This window comes from Polaromonas sp. P1_G2 (genome assembly GCF_056405515.1).
Genome location: NZ_JBFUBY010000002.1, coordinates 1 through 20,112 on the forward strand (window position 1 = coordinate 1; position 20,112 = coordinate 20,112).

Here is a 20,112-nt window from a genome sequence, read left to right on the forward strand (position 1 = left end):
TTCCAGCCCTCCACGCTGTCCAAGGACAAGCAGCAGGCCGAGATGAAATGGTTCATCGACACGGCCAAGAAGCTGCAGGCCAAGGGTGTGAAGGAAATCTCGGTCGTGTCCGAGACCATCACCACCCATGAATACGAGTCGAAGACGCTGGCCAAGGCCTTTGAGGAAATCACCGGCATCAAGGTCAAGCACGACATCATCCAGGAAGGCGACGTGGTCGAGAAGCTGCAGACTTCCATGCAGTCCGGCAAGTCGATTTACGACGGCTGGATTTCCGACTCCGACTTGATAGGCACCCACTACCGCTACGGCAAGATACTGGCGTTGTCCGACTACATGGCCGGCGCGGGCAAGGAATACACCAACCCAGGCCTGGACCTCAAGGACTTCATCGGTACCAGTTTCACCACGGCGCCCGACGGCAAGCTCTACCAGTTGCCAGACCAGCAGTTTGCCAACCTTTACTGGTTCCGCGCCGACCTGTTCGCGCGCAAGGACCTGCAGGACAAGTTCAAGGCCAAGTACGGCTACGAGCTGGGCGTGCCGCTGAACTGGAGCGCCTACGAAGACATCGCGGAGTTCTTCACCAACGACGTGAAAACCATAGACGGCAAGCCCATCTACGGCCACATGGATTACGGCAAAAAGGACCCGTCGCTGGGCTGGCGCTTTACCGATGCCTGGTTGTCCATGGCCGGTACCGCCGATAAGGGCATTCCCAACGGCATGCCGGTGGACGAGTGGGGCATCCGGGTGGCAGCCGACAAGTGCACGCCGGTGGGCGCTTCGGTTTCGCGCGGCGGCGCCACCAATTCGCCGGCCGCGGTTTACGCGCTGACCAAGTATGTGGACTGGATGAAGAAGTACGCGCCCAAGGAGGCCAGCGGCATGACCTTTGGCGAAGCCGGTCCGGTGCCGGCCCAGGGGCAGATCGCCCAGCAGATCTTCTGGTACACGGCCTTTACCGCCGACATGACCAAGAAGGGCCTGCCCGTGGTGAACGCCGACGGCACGCCGAAGTGGCGTATGGCACCCGGCCCCAACGGCCCCTACTGGAAGCAGGGCATGCAAAACGGCTACCAGGACGTGGGCTCCTGGACTTTCTTCAAGGACCATGACCCCAACAAGGTGGCGGCCGCCTGGCTGTATGCCCAGTTCATCACGTCCAAGACCGTCTCCGCCAAGAAATCGGTGGTGGGCCTGACCTTCATCCGCGACAGCGATATCCACCACGACTACTTCACCAAGAATGCCGCCAATTACGGCGGCCTGATCGAGTTCTACCGTAGCCCGGCCCGCGTGGCCTGGACGCCGACCGGCAACAACGTGCCCGACTACCCCAAGCTGGCGCAGCTCTGGTGGAAGAACGTGGCGCAGGCCGTGACGGGCGAGAAGACCCCTCAGGGTGCGATGGATACGCTGGCCGACGAGATGGACCAGGTGATGGGACGCCTGGAGCGCGCCGGCATGGCCCACTGCGCGCCCAAGCTCAACCCCAAAGGCGATCCGGCCAAATGGCTGAGCGACAAGGGTGCGCCATGGGCCAAGCTGGCCAATGAAAAGCCCAAGGGCGAGACCATCAACTACGACAAGCTGCTGCAGGCCTGGAAAGACGGCAAGGTGCGCTGACCCCCGCAGGCCGTGCGGCGCATCGGTGCCGCACGGCCTGTTTTTTGCTGAAGCTGGAGGCGGCGGTCCGTGAGGGCTGTTGCCGTAGCGCTGGGGTAAGCTCGGGCGCACTTAAAAAAATGGGTTTGTATGGAACGGGAATCTAAGCCCATGACAACTGAATCAGCGCCTGCGGCGACGCGGCGCCAGGACTTGATGGCCAGGCTCGCCGAGCCGCGGCACTATGACATTGCGATCATTGGCGGTGGTGCCACCGGACTCGGCGTGGCGCTGGACGCCGCCGCGCGCGGCTTTTCCGTCGTGCTGGTGGAGTCGCACGATTTCGCCAAAGGCACGTCCTCGCGTGCCACCAAGCTGGTGCACGGCGGCGTGCGCTACCTGGCCCAGGGCAATATCTCTCTGGTGCGCGAGGCCTTGCACGAGCGCACCACGCTGCTGGCCAATGCACCGCACCTGGCCCAGCCGCTGCCTTTTGTCATGCCTTCCTACAAATTCTGGGAGGCGCCGTTTTACGGCATAGGACTCAAGATGTATGACGCGCTGGCCGGCAAAGCGGGCCTGGGCGCCACGGAATTTCTCAACCGCCGGGAAACCCTTGCGTACCTGCCGAACGTGCAGCCGCAAGACCTCAAGGGCGGCGTCAAATACTGGGACGGCCAGTTCGACGACGCGCGGCTGGCGCTGGCCCTGGCCCGCACGGCGGCGCGACAGGGCGCGCTGCTGGTGAACTACTGCCCGGCCACCGGCCTGATCCATGAAGGCGGCAAGCTGGTCGGCCTGCATGCGCGCGACCAGGAGACGGGGCAGGTGTTCGAGATCCGGGCGAACTGCGTGGTGAACGCCGCCGGCGTCTGGGTGGACCAGCTGCGTATGCAGGACGGCCAGGCCATAGGCCGTGACGCCAAGCCCATGGTGGCGCCCAGCCAGGGCGTGCACATCGTCGTGGACCGCTCGTTTTTGCCGACCGACCACGCCCTGTTGGTACCCAAGACGGCCGACGGCCGGGTGCTGTTTGCCGTGCCCTGGCTCGGAAAGACCATCCTGGGCACCACTGACACGCCGCGCCACGACCTGGCCCGCGAACCGCTGCCTTTCAGGGAAGAGGTCGATTTCATCCTGCGCGAATCCGCGCGCTATTTGAGCCGCGCCCCTGGCCCGGCGGATATCAAAAGCATCTGGGTGGGGCTGCGGCCCCTGGTCAAACCGCCGGATGAGGACGCCGGGAGCACCCAGGCGCTGTCGCGCGAACACACGGTACTGGTCAGCAAAAGCGGCCTGGTCACTGTCACGGGCGGGAAATGGACCACCTATCGCGCGATGGCCGAAGACGTGCTGGACAAATGTTTTGGCGCGGCGCTGCTCCCGGCACGGGCAGCAAGCGCCACCACGCATTTGAAGTTAGTTGGCGCTCACAACTCAAATCACAAGATCAGTGAGGCGCCTGGGGCTCATCTATATGGCAGTGAAGCGCCGGCCCTGGACGGCCTGCCTGGGGCGGCCCGTGAACTGGGCGGCGGCCTGACGGAAGCCATGGTGCGTTTTGCCGCCCGCCATGAATATGCTCGCACGGTGGAAGACGTGTTGGCACGCCGCTCCCGCCTGCTGTTCCTCGATGCCGCGTTGGCCAGGACCCTGGCGCCGGAAGTGGCGACCTTGCTGCAGCAGGAAAACGGAGTGGATCCGCAACTGGACGCGTTTTTGGCGCTCTGCGGCCAGTACTYGAGCCTGCCGGACTGATTTTTCGGCGGCTTTCGGGGAGAAAAGCGAATACCCACTGAAGGAAAGTATCGCCCCAGAAGCGCTCCATTTTTTATAGCTATCAGTCGTTATTCATATTGGCTTTCGCGGTGATTTCGTCTGGCCTCCCTGGCCCGGTGGCGAGATCGATTCCGAGGCTGTGCAGGCTGGCGAAGCCACTTGCTGGGCCTTGACGGGGATATTTTCACAACAGCCGGTTGACAGTGCCGGGTGATTTAGTGATAATCGTGGGCTTCGCTCTAAAAGGCGAGGAATTCTGCCTAACGGAAGCATCGCAAGTGGTTTGCGGTGTGGACGACAGGCCCAAGACTGATTGGCTGGTGATCCCAAGGGGTTGCCTTCCGGTGCAAGTTGGGAACACATTTAAATGATTCAAACGCAATCCAAGCTCGATGTTGCTGACAACACGGGTGCCAAGTCCGTGATGTGCATCAAGGTTCTGGGCGGCTCCAAGCGCCGGTACGCCAGCGTTGGTGACGTCATCAAGGTGAGCATCAAAGAAGCCGCTCCGCGTGGCCGCGTCAAAAAAGGCGAGGTTTACAGTGCAGTGGTCGTTCGCACCGCCAAGGGTATCCGCCGCGGTGACGGCTCCCTCGTCAAATTCGACGGCAACGCAGCAGTGTTGCTTAACGCCAAGCTGGAGCCTATCGGCACCCGCATCTTCGGACCAGTGACGCGTGAACTGCGCACTGAAAAGTTCATGAAGATCGTGTCCCTGGCTCCTGAAGTTCTGTAAGGACTCGCCATGAACAAAATCCGTAAAGGCGACGAGATCATCGTGATCGCCGGTCGCGACAAAGGCAAGCGCGGCAAGATTTCGCTGCGCAAAGACGACAGCTACGTGCTGGTGGACGGGATCAACCTGGTGAAAAAACACACCAAGCCCAATCCCCTCAAGGGCACCACCGGCGGTATCGTCGAAAAAAGCATGCCGATTCACCAGTCGAACGTGGCAATCTTCAATGCCGCAACCGGCAAGGCGGATCGCGTTGGCATCAAGCTTCTGGCAGACGGCAAAAAAGTGCGCGTCTTCAAGTCCAGCGGCGAAGAAATCAAGGCTGCATAACATGGCAAAGACCGCACCTGTACAACAAGCTGCTCCGCAGGCTCGCCTGCAGGCCCAGTACCGCGAAAAAATCGCCCCCGGCCTGATTGAAAAATTCGGCTACACCTCGCCGATGCAGGTTCCCCGCATCACCAAGATCACGCTCAACATGGGCGTGAGCGAGGCTGTTGCCGACAAGAAAGTCATGGAYAACGCCGTCGGCGACATGACCAAGATTGCCGGCCAGAAGCCCGTCGTGACCARGGCCAAAAAGGCTATCGCCGGTTTCAAGATCCGCGWAGACCTGCCCATCGGTTGCATGGTCACCCTGCGCGGCGTGAAGATGTATGAGTTCCTCGATCGTTTCGTTACCGTGGCCCTGCCGCGCGTGCGTGACTTCCGCGGTATTTCCGGCCGGGCCTTCGACGGCCGCGGAAACTACAACATCGGCGTGAAAGAGCAGATCATTTTCCCTGAGATCGAGTACGACAAGGTTGACGCCTTGCGCGGTCTCAATATCAGCATCACCACCACGGCAAAGACCGATGAAGAGTGCAAGGCACTTCTCACCGCTTTCCGTTTTCCGTTCAAGAACTGAGGCGGGACATGGCAAAACAAGCTTTACTGCAACGTGAACTGAAGCGCGAGAAACTCGCGGCCAAGTTCGCCAAAAAATACGCTGAACTCAAGGCGACGTCCAACGACGCCAAGCGCTCGGACGACGAACGCGCTCTGGCCCGCCTCGAGCTGCAAAAGTTGCCCCGCAATGCCAACCCTACCCGCCAGCGCAACCGCTGCGCGATCACGGGTCGCCCACGCGGTACGTTCCGTCAATTCGGCCTGGCTCGCGCCAAGATCCGCGAGTTGGCTTTTGCTGGTGATATCCCTGGTATCACCAAGGCCAGCTGGTAAGCATAGGAGAACCACAAAATGAGCATGAGTGATCCTATCGCCGACATGTTGACCCGCATCCGCAATGCACAAATGGTTGAAAAAGCCGTTGTGCTGGTGCCGTCGTCGAAAGTCAAAGTTGCCATCGCGCAGGTACTGAAGGATGAGGGCTACATCGATGGCTTCTCCGTCAAGACCGACGAAGGCAAGTCCCAGCTGGAAATCGCCCTGAAGTATTACGCAGGCCGCCCCGTGATTGAGCGCATCGAGCGCGTCAGCCGCCCCGGTCTCCGTGTCTACAAAGGCCATGGCGCCATCCCCCAGGTCATGAACGGCCTTGGCGTGGCAATTGTCACGACGCCGCAAGGTGTCATGACTGATCGTAAAGCCCGCGCTACCGGTATCGGTGGTGAAGTGCTTTGCTACGTGGCCTAACGGCGGCATTGAGGAGAAACTGAAATGTCTCGTGTAGGAAAAATGCCGGTCTCCAYCCCCCAGGGTGTGGACGTGGCCATGAAAGAAGACCAGATTAACGTCAAGGGCGCCCTCGGCACCTTGGCGCTGACGCAAAACGCGCTTGTCACCATCAAGAACGATGCAGGCAAGCTGACCTTTGTGCCGGCCAACGATTCGCGTGAAGCCAATGCCATGAGCGGCACGATGCGCCAGCTCGTGAACAACATGGTGACCGGCGTGACCAAGGGCTTTGAGAAAAAGCTCAGCCTGATCGGCGTGGGTTACAAAGCCCAGGCCCAAGGCGCCAAGCTGAACCTGACGGTGGGTTACTCCCATCCAGTGGTGATGGACATGCCGGCCGGTATCAAGGTGGAAACGCCTACGCCGACCGAAGTCAYCATCAAGGGTTCCGACCGCCAGCGTGTGGGACAGATCGCCGCCGAAGTGCGCGCCGTCCGTCCTCCCGAGCCTTACAAGGGCAAGGGCATCCGTTATTCGGATGAAAAAATCACGATCAAAGAAACCAAGAAGAAATAAGGAGCTGCATCATGTTGACCAAAAAAGAGCAGCGCCTTCGTCGTTCACGCCAGACCCGCATCCGCATTGCCACGCAAGGTGTTGCCCGTCTGACCGTCAACCGCACCAACTTGCACATCTACGCCACTGTTATCTCTGGCGACGGCACCAAGGTGCTGGCTGCCGCTTCCACCGCGGAAGTCGAAGTGCGCAAGGACATCGGCGCCTCGGGTAAGGGCGGAAACGTTGCTGCTGCGCAGGCCATCGGCAAGCGCATTGCCGAAAAGGCAAAAGCGGCAGGTGTTGAAAAAGTGGCGTTTGATCGCGCCGGTTTTGCGTACCACGGCCGCGTTAAAGCGCTGGCTGATGCGGCCCGCGAAGCTGGCTTGCAGTTCTAAGCAGACTGGAATTAAGTATGGCTAAGTTTCAAGCAAAATCGAACAACGACGCTCCAGACGATGGTCTGAAGGAAAAAATGATCGCGGTCAACCGCGTGACCAAAGTCGTGAAGGGCGGCCGTATCCTCGGTTTCGCCGCACTCACGGTGGTTGGTGACGGTGACGGCCGCGTCGGCATGGGTAAGGGCAAATCGAAAGAAGTGCCGGCAGCCGTGCAGAAGGCCATGGAAGAAGCGCGCCGCAACATGACCAAGGTCTCGTTGAAGAACGGCACGATCCACCACAATGTTTTCGGCCACCACGGTGCAGCCAGCGTCATGATGGCGCCGGCTCCCAAGGGTACCGGCATCATTGCCGGCGGCCCGATGCGCGCTGTTTTCGAAGTCATGGGCATTACCGACATCGTGGCCAAGAGCCATGGTTCGAGCAATCCCTACAACATGGTGCGCGCCACCATGGATGCACTGAACAACTCCACGACCGCTTCTGAAATTGCGGCCAAGCGTGGTAAATCAGTCGAAGAAATCTTCGGCTAAGGCGGCATTGAAATGACCAAAGAAACCAAAGTAAAAGTCCAGCTGGTTCGCAGCCCGATTGGCACCAAGGAATCGCATCGCGCCACCGTGCGCGGTCTGGGCCTTCGTGGCGTCAACAGCGTCAGCGAACTGCAGGACACGCCCGCAGTGCGCGGCATGATCAACAAGATCAGCTATCTGGTCAAGATTGTCTGAGCGGAGACTCATCATGGAATTGAACGGAATCAAGCCTGGCCAAGGCGCCAAACATGCCAAGCGCCGTGTCGGTCGCGGCATCGGCTCCGGCCTGGGCAAAACGTCGGGCCGCGGCCACAAGGGACAGAAGTCCCGCGCGGGCGGCTACCACAAGGTCGGCTTTGAAGGCGGTCAAATGCCTATGCAGCGCCGCTTGCCAAAGCGTGGCTTCAAGTCGCATCTGCTGAAGTTCAACGCCGAAGTCACTCTCGGTGCGCTGGAACAACTCGGCTTGGCCGAAGTGGACCTGCTGGCACTGAAGACGGCCGGCCTGGTGGGCCAGCTCGCCAAGAACGTCAAGGTCATCAAGACCGGCGAACTGACCAAGGCTGTGAAGCTGAACGGCATTTCCGCCACGGCGGCTGCCAAGACCGTGATCGAAGCCGCCGGCGGCTCCGTCGCTTAATACCTGACTGGATACATCAGTGGCAACCAACTCGGCTCAAATTGCGAAAACCGGCAAGTACGGTGACCTGCGCAACAGGCTTGTGTTTTTGCTGCTGGCCCTGGTGGTGTACCGCATCGGCGCGCACATCCCGGTGCCGGGGATTGACCCTGGCCAGCTGAAAGAGCTTTTCAAGGGCCAGCAAGGCGGCATATTGAACCTGTTCAATATGTTCTCGGGTGGTGCCTTGTCGCGGTTCACGGTGTTTGCCCTGGGCATCATGCCGTACATCTCGGCCTCGATCATCATGCAACTGATGACCTACGTCGTTCCGACGTTCGAGCAGATGAAAAAAGAGGGTGAAAGCGGCCGCCGCAAGATCACCCAGTACACGCGTTACGGCACGCTGGCCCTGGCACTGTTCCAGTCCATGGGGATTGCCGTGGCACTGGAGAGCTCGCCTGGCCTGGTCCTGGTGCCTGGCTTCGGTTTCCGTATGACGGCGGTTTTCAGCCTGACGGCCGGCACCATGTTTTTGATGTGGCTGGGCGAGCAGATCACCGAGCGCGGTTTGGGCAACGGTATTTCGATCCTGATTTTTGCGGGTATCGCGGCCGGCCTGCCGAATGCGATGGGCGGCTTGCTGGAACTGGTACGAACCGGCGCCATGAGCATCGTGATCGCCATCCTGATCGTCGCTGTGGTTGTGCTGGTAACGTATTTTGTGGTGTTCGTGGAGCGGGGCCAGCGCAAGATTCTTGTGAACTATGCGCGGCGACAGGTGGGCAACAAGGTCTACGGCGGACAGTCATCGCACTTGCCGCTGAAGCTGAACATGGCGGGTGTGATCCCTCCGATCTTCGCTTCGTCGATCATCTTGTTGCCGGCGACCGTTGTGGGCTGGTTCAGTGCTGGTGACAGCATGCGCTGGCTCAAGGACATCGCCAGCACGCTGACCCCGGGCCAGCCGATCTATGTGATGCTGTATGCCAGCGCGATTGTGTTTTTCTGCTTCTTCTACACGGCCCTGGTGTTCAACAGCCGTGAAACGGCGGACAACCTGAAGAAGAGCGGCGCCTTCATCCCCGGCATTCGCCCAGGTGACCAGACGGCTCGCTATATTGACAAAATCCTGGTGCGCTTGACGCTGGCAGGTGCGGTGTACATCACATTCGTGTGCCTGTTGCCTGAGTTTTTGATTTTGAAATACAACGTGCCCTTCTATTTCGGCGGCACGTCGTWGATGATTATTGTCGTGGTGACCATGGATTTCATGGCCCAGGTGCAGAACTACATGATGTCGCAACAGTATGAGTCGTTGCTTAAAAAGGCGAACTTCAAGACGTCACTGGGCGGTTAACTGGATATTTGATGGGATATGTCTAAAGACGATGTGATCCAGATGCAAGGCGAGGTTGTAGAAAACCTCCCCAATGCAACTTTCAGGGTGAAGCTGGAAAATGGACATGTTGTACTGGGGCACATCTCGGGAAAAATGCGTATGCACTACATCCGCATTCTCCCCGGTGACAAGGTAACGGTTGAATTGACGCCTTACGATTTATCGCGCGCACGCATTGTTTTCCGTGCCAAGTAAGCACAGAGTGAAAGTTTAGGAGTAATAGAAATGAGAGTTTCAGCTTCGGTCAAGAAGATTTGCCGCAACTGCAAGGTTATCCGGCGCAAGGGCGTTGTTCGTGTGATCTGCACGGACCCGCGCCACAAACAGCGTCAAGGCTGATTTCAAGAGTTTTAGAGGACGAACATGGCTCGTATCGCTGGTATCAATATTCCGCCGCAGCAGCACGCCGAAATCGGCTTGACTGCTATCTTTGGCATCGGTCGCACGCGCGCTCGCAAAATCTGCGAAGCATGCGACATCGCCYACGCCAAAAAGGTCAAAGACCTGACCGATGGCGACCTGGAAAAAATCCGTGAGCAGATCGCCCTGTTCACCATCGAAGGTGACTTGCGTCGTGAAACCACGATGAACATCAAGCGCCTGATGGACATCGGCTGCTACCGCGGCTTCCGCCACCGTCGTGGCCTGCCCATGCGCGGCCAGCGTACCCGGACCAACGCCCGCACCCGCAAGGGTCCGCGCAAGGCCGCAGCAGCTTTGAAGAAATAATTGAGAGGTCGTCATGGCAAAATCACCAAGCAATAACGCCGCACAGCGCGTTCGCAAGAAAGTTCGCAAGAACGTGGCCGATGGCATCGCCCACGTGCACGCTTCTTTCAACAACACGATCATCACCATCACGGATCGCCAGGGCAATGCCTTGTCCTGGGCTTCCTCCGGTGGCCAGGGCTTCAAGGGCTCGCGCAAATCCACTCCTTTCGCAGCGCAGGTCGCTTCGGAAGTAGCAGGCCGCGCCGCCATTGAACAGGGCATCAAGAACCTTGACGTTGAAATCAAGGGTCCCGGTCCCGGCCGTGAATCGTCTGTTCGCGCTTTGGGCGCGCTCGGCATCCGGATCAATTCGATTGCCGACGTGACCCCGGTTCCGCACAACGGCTGCCGCCCGCAAAAGCGCCGCCGCATTTAATCCCCCGTGCCTGGCTGTCCGACGGGTTGTTTCCAGTCCGTCAGATACCAGGCATTTTTACCAAGCCCACCGCCGGCAGGTCACGACCTCCGGCTCCTGCATGCAAATGCAGCAGATGACAAAAGGACACTCAAGTGGCACGTTACCTAGGCCCCAAGGCCAAACTATCCCGCCGTGAAGGCACCGACCTGTTCCTGAAGAGCGCACGCCGCGCCATCAGCGACAAGGCCAAATTCGACTCCAAGCCAGGTCAGCACGGCCGTACCTCCGGTACCCGCACTTCCGACTTCGGCCTGCAACTGCGCGAGAAGCAAAAAGTCAAGCGCATGTACGGCGTGCTCGAAAAGCAGTTCCGCCGCTACTTCGAAGAAGCCGATCGCCGCAAGGGCAATACCGGCGCCAACCTGTTGTTCATCCTGGAATGCCGCCTGGACAACGTGGTGTACCGCATGGGCTTCGGCTCGACCCGCGCTGAAGCGCGCCAGCTGGTGTCGCACAAGGCCATCACGGTCAACGGCGGCTCGGTCAACATTCCTTCGTACATGGTCAAGGCCGGCGACATCATCGCCGTGCGCGACAAGTCGAAGAAGCAGACCCGCATCACCGAAGCTCTCGAGCTCGCCAAACAGGTCGGCATGCCCGCCTGGGTCGATGTGAACGCCGACAAGGGCGAAGGCACCTTCAAGAAGGTTCCTGACCGCGATGAGTTTGCCGCCGACGTCAACGAATCGTTGATCGTCGAGTTGTACTCACGCTAATTTTCGTTCCTGCGATACGGGGCACCGTATCGCCAGGGTGTGCTTCGCCGGCCTTATCGGTGTAACGAACCGAGGGTATTGAGAGGAAGACTGCATGCAGACCAATTTGTTGAAACCAAAAACCATCAATGTTGAGCAGCTTGGCGCCAACCGCGCCAAGGTGACTCTGGAGCCGTTCGAGCGTGGCTACGGCCATACGCTGGGCAACGCGCTGCGCCGCGTATTGTTGTCTTCGATGGTCGGCCACGCCGCCACCGAAGTCACCATCGCGGGTGTCCTGCACGAGTACTCGTCCATCGACGGTGTGCAGGAAGACGTCGTCAACATCCTGTTGAACCTCAAGGGCGTGGTGTTCAAACTCCACAACCGCGACGAAGTCACGCTGAGCCTGCGCAAGGACGGCGAAGGCCCGGTTACGGCCGCCGACATCCAGACGCCGCACGACGTGGAAATCATCAACCCTGAGCACGTGATCGTGAACCTGTCGCAGGCAACCAGCGCCGCTACGGCGACGAATCGCCGAAGTCCATCGGCCGCATCGTGCTGGACGCGTCGTTCTCGCCCGTCAAGCGCGTGAGCTACATCGTCGAAAGCGCCCGCGTCGAGCAGCGCACCGACCTCGACAAGCTCGTGCTGGAAATCGAAACCAACGGCGCCGTGACGGCTGAAGATGCTGTCCGTGCCTCGGCCAAGATCCTGGTTGAGCAACTGGCGGTGTTCGCGCAGCTCGAAGGCAATGAACTGGCCGCGTTTGACGCACCTGTTCAGCGCAGCTCGCAGCAGTTCGATCCCATCCTGTTGCGTCCTGTCGACGAGCTCGAACTCACCGTTCGTTCGGCGAACTGCCTCAAGGCGGAAAACATTTACTACATTGGCGATCTGATCCAGCGCACTGAAAACGAGCTGCTCAAGACCCCCAACCTGGGACGTAAATCCCTGAACGAAATCAAGGAAGTGCTGGCCTCCCGCGGCCTCACGCTCGGAATGCGCCTTGAAAGCTGGCCGCCCGCCGGCCTCGATAAGCGATAATAGAAACCCCAAGATCCCGCCTGAACGGGGATCTCGCACGGGCAGTACCTGATACGGCTGCCCGGATTTTAAAAAAGGAAACACACCATGCGCCACGGACACGGACTACGTAAACTCAACCGCACCAGCGAGCACCGCCTCGCCATGCTGCGCAACATGATGAATTCGCTGCTGCAGCACGAAGTCATCAAGACCACCCTGCCAAAGGCCAAGGAATTGCGCCGTGTGGTGGAACCCATGATCACCCTGGGCAAAGAACCCACGCTGGCCAACAAGCGCCTGGCATTCGACCGCCTGCGCGACCGCGACATGGTCGTCAAGCTGTTCGCTGAAATCGGCCCGCGCTACAAGGCCCGTCCAGGCGGCTACACCCGCATCCTGAAGATGGGTTTCCGCGTTGGCGACAATGCACCCATGGCTTTGGTCGAACTGGTGGACCGTCCTGAAGTGTCGGAAGACACTACCGCTGACGCGGCCAAGGCAGAGTAAGCTACAATACGGATATACCGCGCGGTGGAGCAGCCTGGTAGCTCGTTGGGCTCATAACCCAAAGGTCGTAAGTTCAAATCTTGCCCGCGCAACCAACACGTGAGTCTCCGGACTCACAGCAAAACGCCTGCATCAGCAGGCGTTTTGCTTTCCGGCTCACATTCTTGAATTCTTGATTGAATGCGCGCCGCGGTAGGGCCATCAAGCAGCGATGCAGGCATCGCCACCCGACAGGCCCGCACACCCAGCTCAGTCCGGCACCACCGCCGTCACTTCAATCTCCACCCGCGCACGGTCTTCCACCAGGCCCGCCACCTCGACGCAGGTCATGGCCGGGAAGTTCTTGCCCATGACTTCGCGGTAGGCGCCGCCCAGCTCCTTGAGCCTGGCGACATACTCCACCTTGTCGACGATGTACCAGGTCATGCGCACCATGTGTTCGGGCCCGGCGCCGCCGGCCTGGAGCACTGCCAGGATGTTCTGCAGCGCCTGCCTGGTCTGTGCGATGAAGTCGTCGCTCTCGAACTCCTGCTTCGCATTCCAGCCGATCTGGCCGCCCACGAAGAGCAGCGCGCCACGCGCCAGCATGCCGTTGGCATAGCCCTTGGGCTCGGCCCAGCCGGGGGGTTGTAGTTTCTTGATCATGTGTCTCCAGGGGATGTTTGTTGCAGATAAGGCAGCAGCGCGCTGCGCAACGCTTCGGGAATGCGCACAGGCTTGCCGTGGGGAACTTCGGAATAGACGACCACGCCATGCGCCCTGAGCCTGATGTCGCCAGCCTCGCCATGGACTTCGTACTGCATGCCCAAGCTCGAGTTGCCGATACGCGTCAATTCCAGCGTGATCGTGAGCGCATCGCCGTTGCGGCACATGCCCAGGAACTCGGTCTTCAGGTCCACGATGGGCACGCCGGTTCCGCCGGCGATCAGCTTGTGCTCCGGAACACCAGCGTCGCCTTGACGTGGTCTTGCAAGGCCTTGGCCAACGTGTCGCCGGCGGCCTCGCCGGGCTTGAGCACGATGAAAGCCTTCACCACCATACCGCGGTCCTCATCGGGCAGGCCGACCACACCGCACTCGGCCACGGCCGGGTGCTTGAGCAGCGCGTCTTCCACCTCGGGCCCGGCCACGTTGTAGCCGGCCGTGATAATCATGTCGTCGGCGCGCGCCTGGTAGAAGAAATAGCCGTCGGCGTCCTGCATGAAGGCGTCGCCCGGGTAGTTCCAGCCGTTCTTCACATAGTTGCCCTGGCGTGCGTCATCAAGATAGCGGCAGCCGGTGGGCCCCACCACGGCCAGCTTGCCGATGGTGCCGCGCGGCACTTCCGCGCCCGTCTCGTCCACCACCTTGGCGGTATAACCTGGCACCACCTTGCCGATGGCGCCGCGGCGCACCTCGGCGCCGGCGGCTGAGATGAAGATGTGGAACATCTCGGTCGCGCCTATGCCGTCAACCATCTCGATGCCGGTGGCATCCTTCCACAGCTGGCGCGTGGCGTCCGGCAGGCTCTCGCCGGCGCTCACGCACAGCCGCAGGCCGGGCACGCCGTGCTGTTTGGCAAAAGGCGCCATCTGCCGGTAAAACGTGGGCGCGGTATAGCAGACCGTCGCGCCGACCTGATTGATGAGCTTGACCATGGCCTCCGGCGTGTAGCCTATGGAGGGGTAATACACGGAGGCGCCCGCCCACATCGGAAAAATCAGCATGCCGCCCAGGCCGAAGGTAAAGGCCAGGGGCGGCGAGCCCACCACGATGTCGTCCGGCTTTGCCTTGAGCACATGGCGCGGCCAGGCCTCGCAGGCGGCCAGCACGTCGCGGTGCGTGTGCACGGCGGCCTTGGGCTTGCCGGTGGTGCCCGAGGTGAAGGCCATCAGCGCGATGTCGTCGGCCGACACGGGGCAGGGCGTGAACTTTCCGTCTTTCTGCGCCGACAGTACGGCCAGCGATCCCGGCGCGTCCATCACATTAAAGGGCACGATGGTGGGCAGCGTGGCGCCTGGCGCCTGCGCCGCCTGCAGTTCCTCCAGCAGGCCGGCATCGCACAAGGCCAGCGCGGGCCGGGCTTTCTCGATGATCTCGCCGAGTTCCTTGGCGCGCAACAGCGGCATGGTGGCCACCGCGACCAGCCCGGCCTGGACCACGCCCAACCAGGCCAGCGCCATGCCTATTGAATTGCCGCCGCGCAACAGCACCCGGTTGCCGGGTTTGAGGCCGAAGTTTTCGGTCAGCACCTGCGCAATCCGGTTCACACGCTCCAGCGCGTCGGTGTAGCTCAGCGTGATCTTGTCCGAGCGCAGCAGCGGCTTGTCCGCGCGCCCCTCGCGAAAAGCCTTCTCGAACAAGTGTTGCACGAGGTTGGCGCGCGCCGGGACGCGCAGCTCGGGCAGCGCATACACCATGCGCGGCAGCTGTTCAGGCGGCGGCAGGCGGTCGTGAACAAAGCGGTCCGCCTGCGCGGAGGGCGCCGCGGGCATCGTTTCGGCGGAAGGAAGCTCGGGGTCGGAGACGGAGGTGCTCATGATTGCAGTACGGCCTTTCCAATGATGAGTTGCTGCACTTCGGTCGCGCCTTCGTAGATGCGCAGCGAGCGGATGTCGCGGTACAGGCTTTCCACCTTGGTGCCGACTTTCACGCCCAGGCCGCCGTGCATCTGCAGCGCCATGTCGATGACTTTCTGCGCGTTCTCTGTGGCCGTCATCTTGGCCATGGCCGCCTCGGCGGTGATGCGCGCACCGGTACCCAGGCGTTCGCTCTCGTCGCGCATCCAGGCCGCGCGGTAGGTCAGCAGCGCGGCCGCGTCGACCAGCGCCGCCATCTCGCCGAGTTTGGCCTGCGTGAGCTGGAAGTCCGCCAGGGTCTGGCCGAACATCTTGCGTTCTTTGGAGAAGCGCACCGCCTCGGCCAGCGCACGGCGCGCCATGCCCAGAGCGGCGGCAGCGACGGAGGCGCGGAAAATGTCCAGCGTCTGCATCGCCAGCTTGAAGCCACCGTGCAGCGCGCCCAGCTGCGCATCCTTCGGCAACTTGCAATGCGCGAACTTCAGCGTGGCCAGCGGGTGCGGCGCCATCACGGCGATGTGTTCGCTGCTGTCCAGGCCCGCGCTGTCGGCATCGACGATAAAGGCCGTGATGCCGCGCGTGCCGGCCTGCGGGTCGGTCTTGGCGAAGGTCACGTAAAAATCCGCGATGCCGCCGTTGCTGATCCAGGTTTTGCTGCCGTTCAGCGCCCAGCCTTCGCCGGTGTCCGTGGCGGCGGTCGCCATGGCGCCCGCGTCAGATCCCGCGTCGGGCTCGCTCAAGGCGAAGGCCGCGATCTTCTGGCCGCTGGCTACCAGCGGCAAATACGCCGCCTGCTGCGCCGGCGTGCCCGCCAGCGTGATCGCACCGCTGCCCAGCCCTTGCATCGCAAAGGCGAAGTCGGCCAGGGGCGAATGAAAAGCCAGCGTCTCGCGCAGGATCACCAGCGCACGCGAATCGAGTTTTTCCAGTGCACCGCCCAGCGCGCCATCTTTGCCCGCCGGCACGCAGTAGCGCAGCCAGCCCTCGGCGCCCAGCAGGCTCACCCACTCCTTGCAGGCCTTGCGGTCGTCGCTCTCGTCGATGTGCTGCTGCGGCATCCACCCGGCCAGGCGTGAACCCAGTTCGCGGTGAACCTCGTCAAAAAAAGGCAGGGCCAGGTGGGCGGTCGTCGATTTCATGTTCAATCACCCTGGAACACAGGTTTTTTCTTGGCTGAAAACGCCTTGTAGGCGCGCGTGAAATCCTGCGTCTGCATGCAGATGGCCTGCGCCTGCGCCTCGGCTTCAATCGCCTGGTCCAGCGTCATGGCCCATTCCTGGTGCAGCATGGTCTTGGTCATGCCGTGCGCGAAGGTCGGGCCCTCGGCCAGCTCTTGCGCCAGCTTTTGCGCTTGCGCCAGCACGTCTTGCGGCTCATGCAGCGCGTTGAAAAATCCCCAGGCCAGGCCCTCCTGCGCGCTCATGGCCCTTCCGGTGAACAGCAGCTCCGAGGCGCGCCCCTGGCCTATCAGGCGCGGCAGCAGCGCGCAGGCGCCCATGTCGGCGCCGGCCAGGCCCACGCGCGTGAACAGGAAGGCCGTCTTGGCCTGCGCCGTGCCCAGGCGCATGTCGGCCGCCAGCGCCATCATGGCGCCGGCGCCGGCGCAAATGCCGTCAATCGCCGCGATGATGGGCTGCGGGCACAGGCGCATGGCCTTGATCAGGTCGCCCGTCATGCGCGTGAACTCCAGCATTTCCGGCATGCTCATCTTGGTCAGCGGCCCGATGATTTCATGCACGTCGCCGCCCGAGCAGAAATTGCCGCCCGCGCCGGTGATCACCACCGTCTTCACATCCGTTGCGCTGTTCAGCGTGCGGAACAAATCGCGCAGCTCGGCATAGGAATCAAAGGTCAGCGGGTTCTTGCGCTCGGGCCGGTTCAGCGTCAGCGTCGCGACGCCGGCATCGAAGGAATAGGCGAAATGCTCCGCCTGGTAGTGGGCCATCGCATCAAAATGCGAGCGCATGGGGTTGGCCAGGCCGATGTAATGTTTCATGTCGTCTCCAGTTTGGTGTCGGCGAGTTGGTTGTGGTGCTGCTTGACCTTACCCAGCAGCTTGTGCAGTGATTCGACTTCGCGCGGCGACAGGGCCTCGAAAGCCGCGACGATCCAGGCTTCGTGCTCGCTCGCCATCTCGTCGAAGAGTTTTCGCCCGCGCGGCGTCAGGCGTACGCGGTAGGCGCGGCGGTCGCCTTCAACGTCCACGCGCTCCACCAGCCCTTCGGCCACCAGCTGGTCGGTGATGCCCGTCACGTTGCCGCCCGTCACCATCATGCGGCGTGATAGCTCGTTCATCTTCAGGCCCTCGGGGCTGCGCTCGAGCTGCGCCATCAGGTCAAAACGCGGCAGCGTGGTGTCGAACTGCTCGCGCAGCTGCGTGCGCACCTGCTTTTCCACCAACTGCGTGCAGGTCAGCATGCGCAGCCAGAGCCGCAATGCTTCAGGGTGTTCGCTGTGGCCTCGTGCTTCCATGTCCATGGGGGTCTCCTTGTGTACTTGCGCTTTATTGCTTATTTGCTTATTTGCTGATCGCGGCCTGTGCCGCCATCTCTTTCTGTTTGGCGACCTCGCGGTAGAGCTGGTCGCGCCCGCTCAGGTAGGGCTGAGGCCAGTTCACGTGGCGGCTTTGCAGTTTGGCGGCCTCGTGCAGCGTCCAGGCCGGGTCGGCCAGGTGCGGGCGCGCAATCGCGCACAGGTCTGCGCGGCCCGCCGCGATGATGCTGTTGACGTGGTCGACTTCCGAGATCGCGCCCACGGCGATGGTCTGTATGCCCACCTCGTTGCGGATGCGGTCGGCAAATGGCGTCTGGTACATGCGGCCATAAATCGGCTTGGCCGCACGCGTGGTCTGGCCCGACGACACGTCGATGAAATCGCAGCCCGCGGCCTTGAACATGCGCGCAATGGCCACCGCGTCGTCCGCCGTGTTGCCGCCCGGCGCCCAGTCGTGCGCCGAGATCCGCACGCTCATGGGCAGATGCGCCGGCCATATCGCGCGCATCGCGCTGAACACCTCGAGCGGAAAGCGGCAGCGGTTTTCCAGGCTGCCACCGTAGTCGTCCGTGCGCTGGTTGGTCAGCGGCGTGATAAAGCTCGACAGCAGGTAGCCGTGCGCGCAATGCAGTTCCAGCCAGTCAAAGCCGGCGTCGGCTGCATAGCGGGTGGATTGCACAAACTCCGCCTTCACACGGTCCATGTCGGCACGCGTCATCGCCTGCGGAACCTGGTTGGTCGGGCCGTAAGCCACCGCGCTGGCCGCCAGCAACGGCCAGTTGCCGCTGGGCAGCGGCTCGTCGGACGCTTCCCAGCCCACCTGCGTTGAACCCTTGGGCCCGCTGTGGCCCAGCTGCAGGCCCATCTTTGCACCCGCGCCCGAGGCATGCACAAAATTCACGATGCGCTTGAAGGCAGTGGTCTGCGCTTCGTTCCACAGGCCCGGGCAGCCCGGCGTGATGCGGCCTTCGGGGCAGGGCGAAGTCATTTCCACAAACACCAGCGCCGCGCCACCCAGCGCGCGCGCGCCCAGGTGCACCAGGTGAAAGTCCTGGGGCACGCCATCCACCGCGCTGTAGGTGGCCATGGGCGACACGACAATGCGATTCTTCAAACTGAGTTCGCGCACCTTGAGCGGCAGCAGCATGGGCGGCGGCGCGTGGGCAGCATTGCTCCTGGCCAGCCACTGCTCATAACCTTGTAGCCAGGCTGCATCGCGCACGCGCAGGTTTTCATGGCTGATGCGCTGCGAGCGCGTCAGCAGCGAATAAAAGAACTGCTCGGCCCCCATGCCRCTGTAGCGATCCACGTTCTCGAACCATTCGGTCGAGTTGCGTGCCGCGTTCTGGATCTTCAGCACCTCGACCGAGCGCAGCGCTTCATAGGCCTGCAGCGCCGCCGTGGCATCGCCGTGCTGCGCAAAACAATTGGTCAATTCAATCGCATCTTCCAGGGCCAGCTTGGTCCCGCTGCCGATCGAGAAATGCGCGGTGTGCGCCGCATCGCCCATCAACACAATCGGCACTTGTTTGCCGTCGATGTCGGCCTCATGCACCCAGCGCTCGCACACCACGCGCGGAAAGCGTATCCAGATCGCCGAGCCGCGCACGTGCGTCGCGTTGTTCATCAGCGCATTGCCGTCCAGGTACTTGGCGAACAGTCGCTCGCAAAACGCGATGCCGTCCTCCTGGCTCATCTGGTCCAGACCGTGGGCCTTCCACACCGCTTCCGGCGTCTCCACGATAAAGGTCGAGGTGTTCTCGTCAAACTTGTAGGCGTGCGCCGCGAACCAGCCGTGCTCGGTCTGCTCGAATGCAAAGGTGAAGGCGTCGAAAGTCTTGTGCGTGCCCAGCCAGACAAAACGGCAGGCGCGCAGCTCGACGTCGGGCTTGAAGGTGTCGGCATAACGGTTGCGGATGCGGCTGTTCAGCCCGTCGCTGGCGATCACCACGTCGGCCTTGTACTGCGCCGCGATGGCCTGGTCGTCCTGCACGTCGGTTTCAAACACCAGGTCCACGCCCAGCGCGATGCAGCGTTCCTGCAGGATATTGAGCAGGCGCTTGCGCCCGATCCCGCAAAAGCCGTGGCCGCCGGAGCGCACGGAGCGCCCCTTGAAGAACACCTCCACGTCATCCCAGTGGTTGAAGGCATCGCCGATCAGCTGCGCGCTGACCGGGTCGGCCGCGCGCAGGTTGCCCAGGGTCTGGTCCGACAGCACCACGCCCCAGCCGAAGGTGTCGAAAGGCCGGTTGCGCTCTACCACCGTCACCTGGTGGGCCGGGTTTTGCAGCTTCATCAGCAGGGCGAAATACAAACCTGCGGGACCACCGCCCAGGCAAAGAATGTGCATGAAAGCGTACTCTCTGGATTAATCTTGCCTTAATTGTTT

The 20,112-nt window shown here is 61.6% G+C and carries 26 protein-coding genes, 1 tRNA gene and 1 pseudogene; 21 read left to right on the top strand and 7 right to left on the bottom strand.

Annotated features, from left to right (window positions below):
- The 21 genes and pseudogenes from AC1D0P_RS00350 to AC1D0P_RS00450 form a co-directional block, all read left to right on the top strand.
- The coding region (locus AC1D0P_RS00350; protein WP_477674860.1) for an ABC transporter substrate-binding protein at window positions 1-1,629 on the top strand (1,629 nt) is incomplete at its 5' end.
- 150 nt (window positions 1,630-1,779) lie between these two features.
- Entirely contained in the window at window positions 1,780-3,366 is a 1,587-nt protein-coding gene (locus AC1D0P_RS00355; protein WP_477674861.1) for a glycerol-3-phosphate dehydrogenase/oxidase, read from the top strand.
- Window positions 3,367-3,754: 388 nt separating this feature from the next.
- Window positions 3,755-4,123, top strand: a complete 369-nt coding sequence (gene rplN, locus AC1D0P_RS00360; RefSeq protein ID WP_007869247.1) for a 50S ribosomal protein L14 — start codon at window positions 3,755-3,757, stop codon at window positions 4,121-4,123.
- A 9-nt stretch (window positions 4,124-4,132) separates the two neighbouring features.
- Complete coding sequence (gene rplX, locus AC1D0P_RS00365) at window positions 4,133-4,453, top strand: 50S ribosomal protein L24 (RefSeq protein WP_122954344.1); 321 nt, start codon at window positions 4,133-4,135, stop codon at window positions 4,451-4,453.
- 1 nt (window position 4,454) lies between these two features.
- Entirely contained in the window at window positions 4,455-5,030 is a 576-nt protein-coding gene (gene rplE / locus AC1D0P_RS00370) for a 50S ribosomal protein L5 (protein ID WP_477674862.1), read from the top strand.
- 8 nt (window positions 5,031-5,038) lie between these two features.
- Window positions 5,039-5,344: a 30S ribosomal protein S14 gene (gene rpsN, locus AC1D0P_RS00375; protein WP_411878484.1), complete on the top strand. Its 306-nt coding sequence runs from the start codon at window positions 5,039-5,041 to the stop codon at window positions 5,342-5,344.
- Window positions 5,345-5,362: 18 nt separating this feature from the next.
- On the top strand, window positions 5,363-5,758 hold the full coding sequence (rpsH, locus tag AC1D0P_RS00380) for a 30S ribosomal protein S8 (RefSeq protein WP_122954342.1): 396 nt from the start codon (window positions 5,363-5,365) through the stop codon (window positions 5,756-5,758).
- A gap of 24 nt (window positions 5,759-5,782) precedes the next feature.
- On the top strand, window positions 5,783-6,316 hold the full coding sequence (gene rplF / locus AC1D0P_RS00385) for a 50S ribosomal protein L6 (RefSeq protein WP_477674863.1): 534 nt from the start codon (window positions 5,783-5,785) through the stop codon (window positions 6,314-6,316).
- 11 nt (window positions 6,317-6,327) lie between these two features.
- Complete coding sequence (gene rplR, locus AC1D0P_RS00390) at window positions 6,328-6,693, top strand: 50S ribosomal protein L18 (RefSeq protein WP_411884579.1); 366 nt, start codon at window positions 6,328-6,330, stop codon at window positions 6,691-6,693.
- A 17-nt stretch (window positions 6,694-6,710) separates the two neighbouring features.
- Window positions 6,711-7,229, top strand: a complete 519-nt coding sequence (gene rpsE / locus AC1D0P_RS00395) for a 30S ribosomal protein S5 (protein WP_092130234.1) — start codon at window positions 6,711-6,713, stop codon at window positions 7,227-7,229.
- A 12-nt stretch (window positions 7,230-7,241) separates the two neighbouring features.
- Window positions 7,242-7,424, top strand: coding sequence for a 50S ribosomal protein L30 (rpmD, locus tag AC1D0P_RS00400; protein WP_122954340.1), 183 nt, complete (start codon window positions 7,242-7,244; stop codon window positions 7,422-7,424).
- A gap of 13 nt (window positions 7,425-7,437) precedes the next feature.
- Window positions 7,438-7,869: a 50S ribosomal protein L15 gene (gene rplO / locus AC1D0P_RS00405; protein WP_477674864.1), complete on the top strand. Its 432-nt coding sequence runs from the start codon at window positions 7,438-7,440 to the stop codon at window positions 7,867-7,869.
- Between the two features lie 19 nt (window positions 7,870-7,888).
- On the top strand, window positions 7,889-9,208 hold the full coding sequence (secY, locus tag AC1D0P_RS00410; protein ID WP_477674865.1) for a preprotein translocase subunit SecY: 1,320 nt from the start codon (window positions 7,889-7,891) through the stop codon (window positions 9,206-9,208).
- Window positions 9,209-9,226: 18 nt separating this feature from the next.
- Entirely contained in the window at window positions 9,227-9,445 is a 219-nt protein-coding gene (infA, locus tag AC1D0P_RS00415; RefSeq protein ID WP_007869286.1) for a translation initiation factor IF-1, read from the top strand.
- 30 nt (window positions 9,446-9,475) lie between these two features.
- Window positions 9,476-9,589 carry a 50S ribosomal protein L36 gene (gene rpmJ / locus AC1D0P_RS00420; RefSeq protein ID WP_028820150.1) on the top strand — a complete coding sequence of 38 codons (114 nt, stop codon included), beginning with the start codon at window positions 9,476-9,478 and terminating at the stop codon, window positions 9,587-9,589.
- A gap of 24 nt (window positions 9,590-9,613) precedes the next feature.
- Window positions 9,614-9,979: a 30S ribosomal protein S13 gene (rpsM, locus tag AC1D0P_RS00425; RefSeq protein WP_477674866.1), complete on the top strand. Its 366-nt coding sequence runs from the start codon at window positions 9,614-9,616 to the stop codon at window positions 9,977-9,979.
- Between the two features lie 13 nt (window positions 9,980-9,992).
- Window positions 9,993-10,397, top strand: coding sequence for a 30S ribosomal protein S11 (gene rpsK / locus AC1D0P_RS00430; RefSeq protein WP_007869288.1), 405 nt, complete (start codon window positions 9,993-9,995; stop codon window positions 10,395-10,397).
- A 134-nt stretch (window positions 10,398-10,531) separates the two neighbouring features.
- Window positions 10,532-11,155, top strand: a complete 624-nt coding sequence (gene rpsD / locus AC1D0P_RS00435; protein ID WP_411878479.1) for a 30S ribosomal protein S4 — start codon at window positions 10,532-10,534, stop codon at window positions 11,153-11,155.
- A 94-nt stretch (window positions 11,156-11,249) separates the two neighbouring features.
- Window positions 11,250-12,184, top strand: a pseudogene (gene rpoA / locus AC1D0P_RS00440) (DNA-directed RNA polymerase subunit alpha).
- Window positions 12,185-12,271: 87 nt separating this feature from the next.
- Window positions 12,272-12,673 (top strand): 50S ribosomal protein L17, encoded by a 402-nt coding sequence (gene rplQ / locus AC1D0P_RS00445; RefSeq protein WP_007869297.1) that lies wholly within the window; start codon window positions 12,272-12,274, stop codon window positions 12,671-12,673.
- Between the two features lie 18 nt (window positions 12,674-12,691).
- Window positions 12,692-12,768 (top strand) — tRNA-Met (locus tag AC1D0P_RS00450).
- Window positions 12,769-12,922: 154 nt separating this feature from the next.
- Here AC1D0P_RS00450 and AC1D0P_RS00455 read toward each other — a convergent pair.
- From AC1D0P_RS00455 to AC1D0P_RS00485, 7 genes are read right to left on the bottom strand one after another with little or no spacing between them, the layout of a single operon-like run.
- Entirely contained in the window at window positions 12,923-13,318 is a 396-nt protein-coding gene (locus AC1D0P_RS00455) for a RidA family protein (RefSeq protein WP_477674867.1), read from the bottom strand.
- Window positions 13,315-13,581 (bottom strand): acyl-CoA thioesterase, encoded by a 267-nt coding sequence (locus tag AC1D0P_RS00460; protein ID WP_477674868.1) that lies wholly within the window; start codon window positions 13,579-13,581, stop codon window positions 13,315-13,317. Before AC1D0P_RS00460 ends, AC1D0P_RS00455 begins: the two co-directional genes overlap by 4 nt.
- A gap of 17 nt (window positions 13,582-13,598) precedes the next feature.
- Window positions 13,599-15,191 carry an AMP-binding protein gene (locus AC1D0P_RS00465; protein WP_477674869.1) on the bottom strand — a complete coding sequence of 531 codons (1,593 nt, stop codon included), beginning with the start codon at window positions 15,189-15,191 and terminating at the stop codon, window positions 13,599-13,601.
- Window positions 15,188-16,369, bottom strand: a complete 1,182-nt coding sequence (locus AC1D0P_RS00470; RefSeq protein WP_477674870.1) for an acyl-CoA dehydrogenase family protein — start codon at window positions 16,367-16,369, stop codon at window positions 15,188-15,190. Before AC1D0P_RS00470 ends, AC1D0P_RS00465 begins: the two co-directional genes overlap by 4 nt.
- Window positions 16,370-16,371: 2 nt before the next feature.
- Window positions 16,372-17,226: an enoyl-CoA hydratase family protein gene (locus AC1D0P_RS00475; protein ID WP_477674871.1), complete on the bottom strand. Its 855-nt coding sequence runs from the start codon at window positions 17,224-17,226 to the stop codon at window positions 16,372-16,374.
- Window positions 17,223-17,708: a MarR family winged helix-turn-helix transcriptional regulator gene (locus AC1D0P_RS00480; RefSeq protein ID WP_436156926.1), complete on the bottom strand. Its 486-nt coding sequence runs from the start codon at window positions 17,706-17,708 to the stop codon at window positions 17,223-17,225. The genes AC1D0P_RS00475 and AC1D0P_RS00480 overlap by 4 nt, the downstream gene beginning before the upstream one ends.
- Before the next feature lie 40 nt (window positions 17,709-17,748).
- The gene (locus tag AC1D0P_RS00485; protein WP_477674872.1) at window positions 17,749-20,073 is read right to left on the bottom strand and encodes a bifunctional salicylyl-CoA 5-hydroxylase/oxidoreductase; all 2,325 of its coding nucleotides are present in this window, start codon (window positions 20,071-20,073) and stop codon (window positions 17,749-17,751) included.
- Between the last annotated feature and the right edge of the window lie 39 nt (window positions 20,074-20,112).

Excerpts from the sequence above, each read along its gene's own strand:
- rpsN (WP_411878484.1), top strand. The coding sequence starts at position 5,039 with ATGGCAAAACAAGCTTTACTGCAACGTGAACTGAAGCGCGAGAAACTC.
- rplR (WP_411884579.1), top strand. The coding sequence starts at position 6,328 with ATGTTGACCAAAAAAGAGCAGCGCCTTCGTCGTTCACGCCAGACCCGC.
- rplX (WP_122954344.1), top strand. The coding sequence starts at position 4,133 with ATGAACAAAATCCGTAAAGGCGACGAGATCATCGTGATCGCCGGTCGC.
- rplQ (WP_007869297.1), top strand. The coding sequence starts at position 12,272 with ATGCGCCACGGACACGGACTACGTAAACTCAACCGCACCAGCGAGCAC.
- AC1D0P_RS00475 (WP_477674871.1), bottom strand. The coding sequence starts at position 17,226 with ATGAAACATTACATCGGCCTGGCCAACCCCATGCGCTCGCATTTTGAT.
- rpmJ (WP_028820150.1), top strand. The coding sequence starts at position 9,476 with ATGAGAGTTTCAGCTTCGGTCAAGAAGATTTGCCGCAACTGCAAGGTT.
- AC1D0P_RS00480 (WP_436156926.1), bottom strand. The coding sequence starts at position 17,708 with ATGGACATGGAAGCACGAGGCCACAGCGAACACCCTGAAGCATTGCGG.
- rpsK (WP_007869288.1), top strand. The coding sequence starts at position 9,993 with ATGGCAAAATCACCAAGCAATAACGCCGCACAGCGCGTTCGCAAGAAA.
- rpsE (WP_092130234.1), top strand. The coding sequence starts at position 6,711 with ATGGCTAAGTTTCAAGCAAAATCGAACAACGACGCTCCAGACGATGGT.
- rpsH (WP_122954342.1), top strand. The coding sequence starts at position 5,363 with ATGAGCATGAGTGATCCTATCGCCGACATGTTGACCCGCATCCGCAAT.
- AC1D0P_RS00455 (WP_477674867.1), bottom strand. The coding sequence starts at position 13,318 with ATGATCAAGAAACTACAACCCCCCGGCTGGGCCGAGCCCAAGGGCTAT.
- rplN (WP_007869247.1), top strand. The coding sequence starts at position 3,755 with ATGATTCAAACGCAATCCAAGCTCGATGTTGCTGACAACACGGGTGCC.
- AC1D0P_RS00470 (WP_477674870.1), bottom strand. The coding sequence starts at position 16,369 with ATGAAATCGACGACCGCCCACCTGGCCCTGCCTTTTTTTGACGAGGTT.
- rplO (WP_477674864.1), top strand. The coding sequence starts at position 7,438 with ATGGAATTGAACGGAATCAAGCCTGGCCAAGGCGCCAAACATGCCAAG.
- AC1D0P_RS00465 (WP_477674869.1), bottom strand. The coding sequence starts at position 15,191 with ATGAGCACCTCCGTCTCCGACCCCGAGCTTCCTTCCGCCGAAACGATG.
- rpmD (WP_122954340.1), top strand. The coding sequence starts at position 7,242 with ATGACCAAAGAAACCAAAGTAAAAGTCCAGCTGGTTCGCAGCCCGATT.
- infA (WP_007869286.1), top strand. The coding sequence starts at position 9,227 with ATGTCTAAAGACGATGTGATCCAGATGCAAGGCGAGGTTGTAGAAAAC.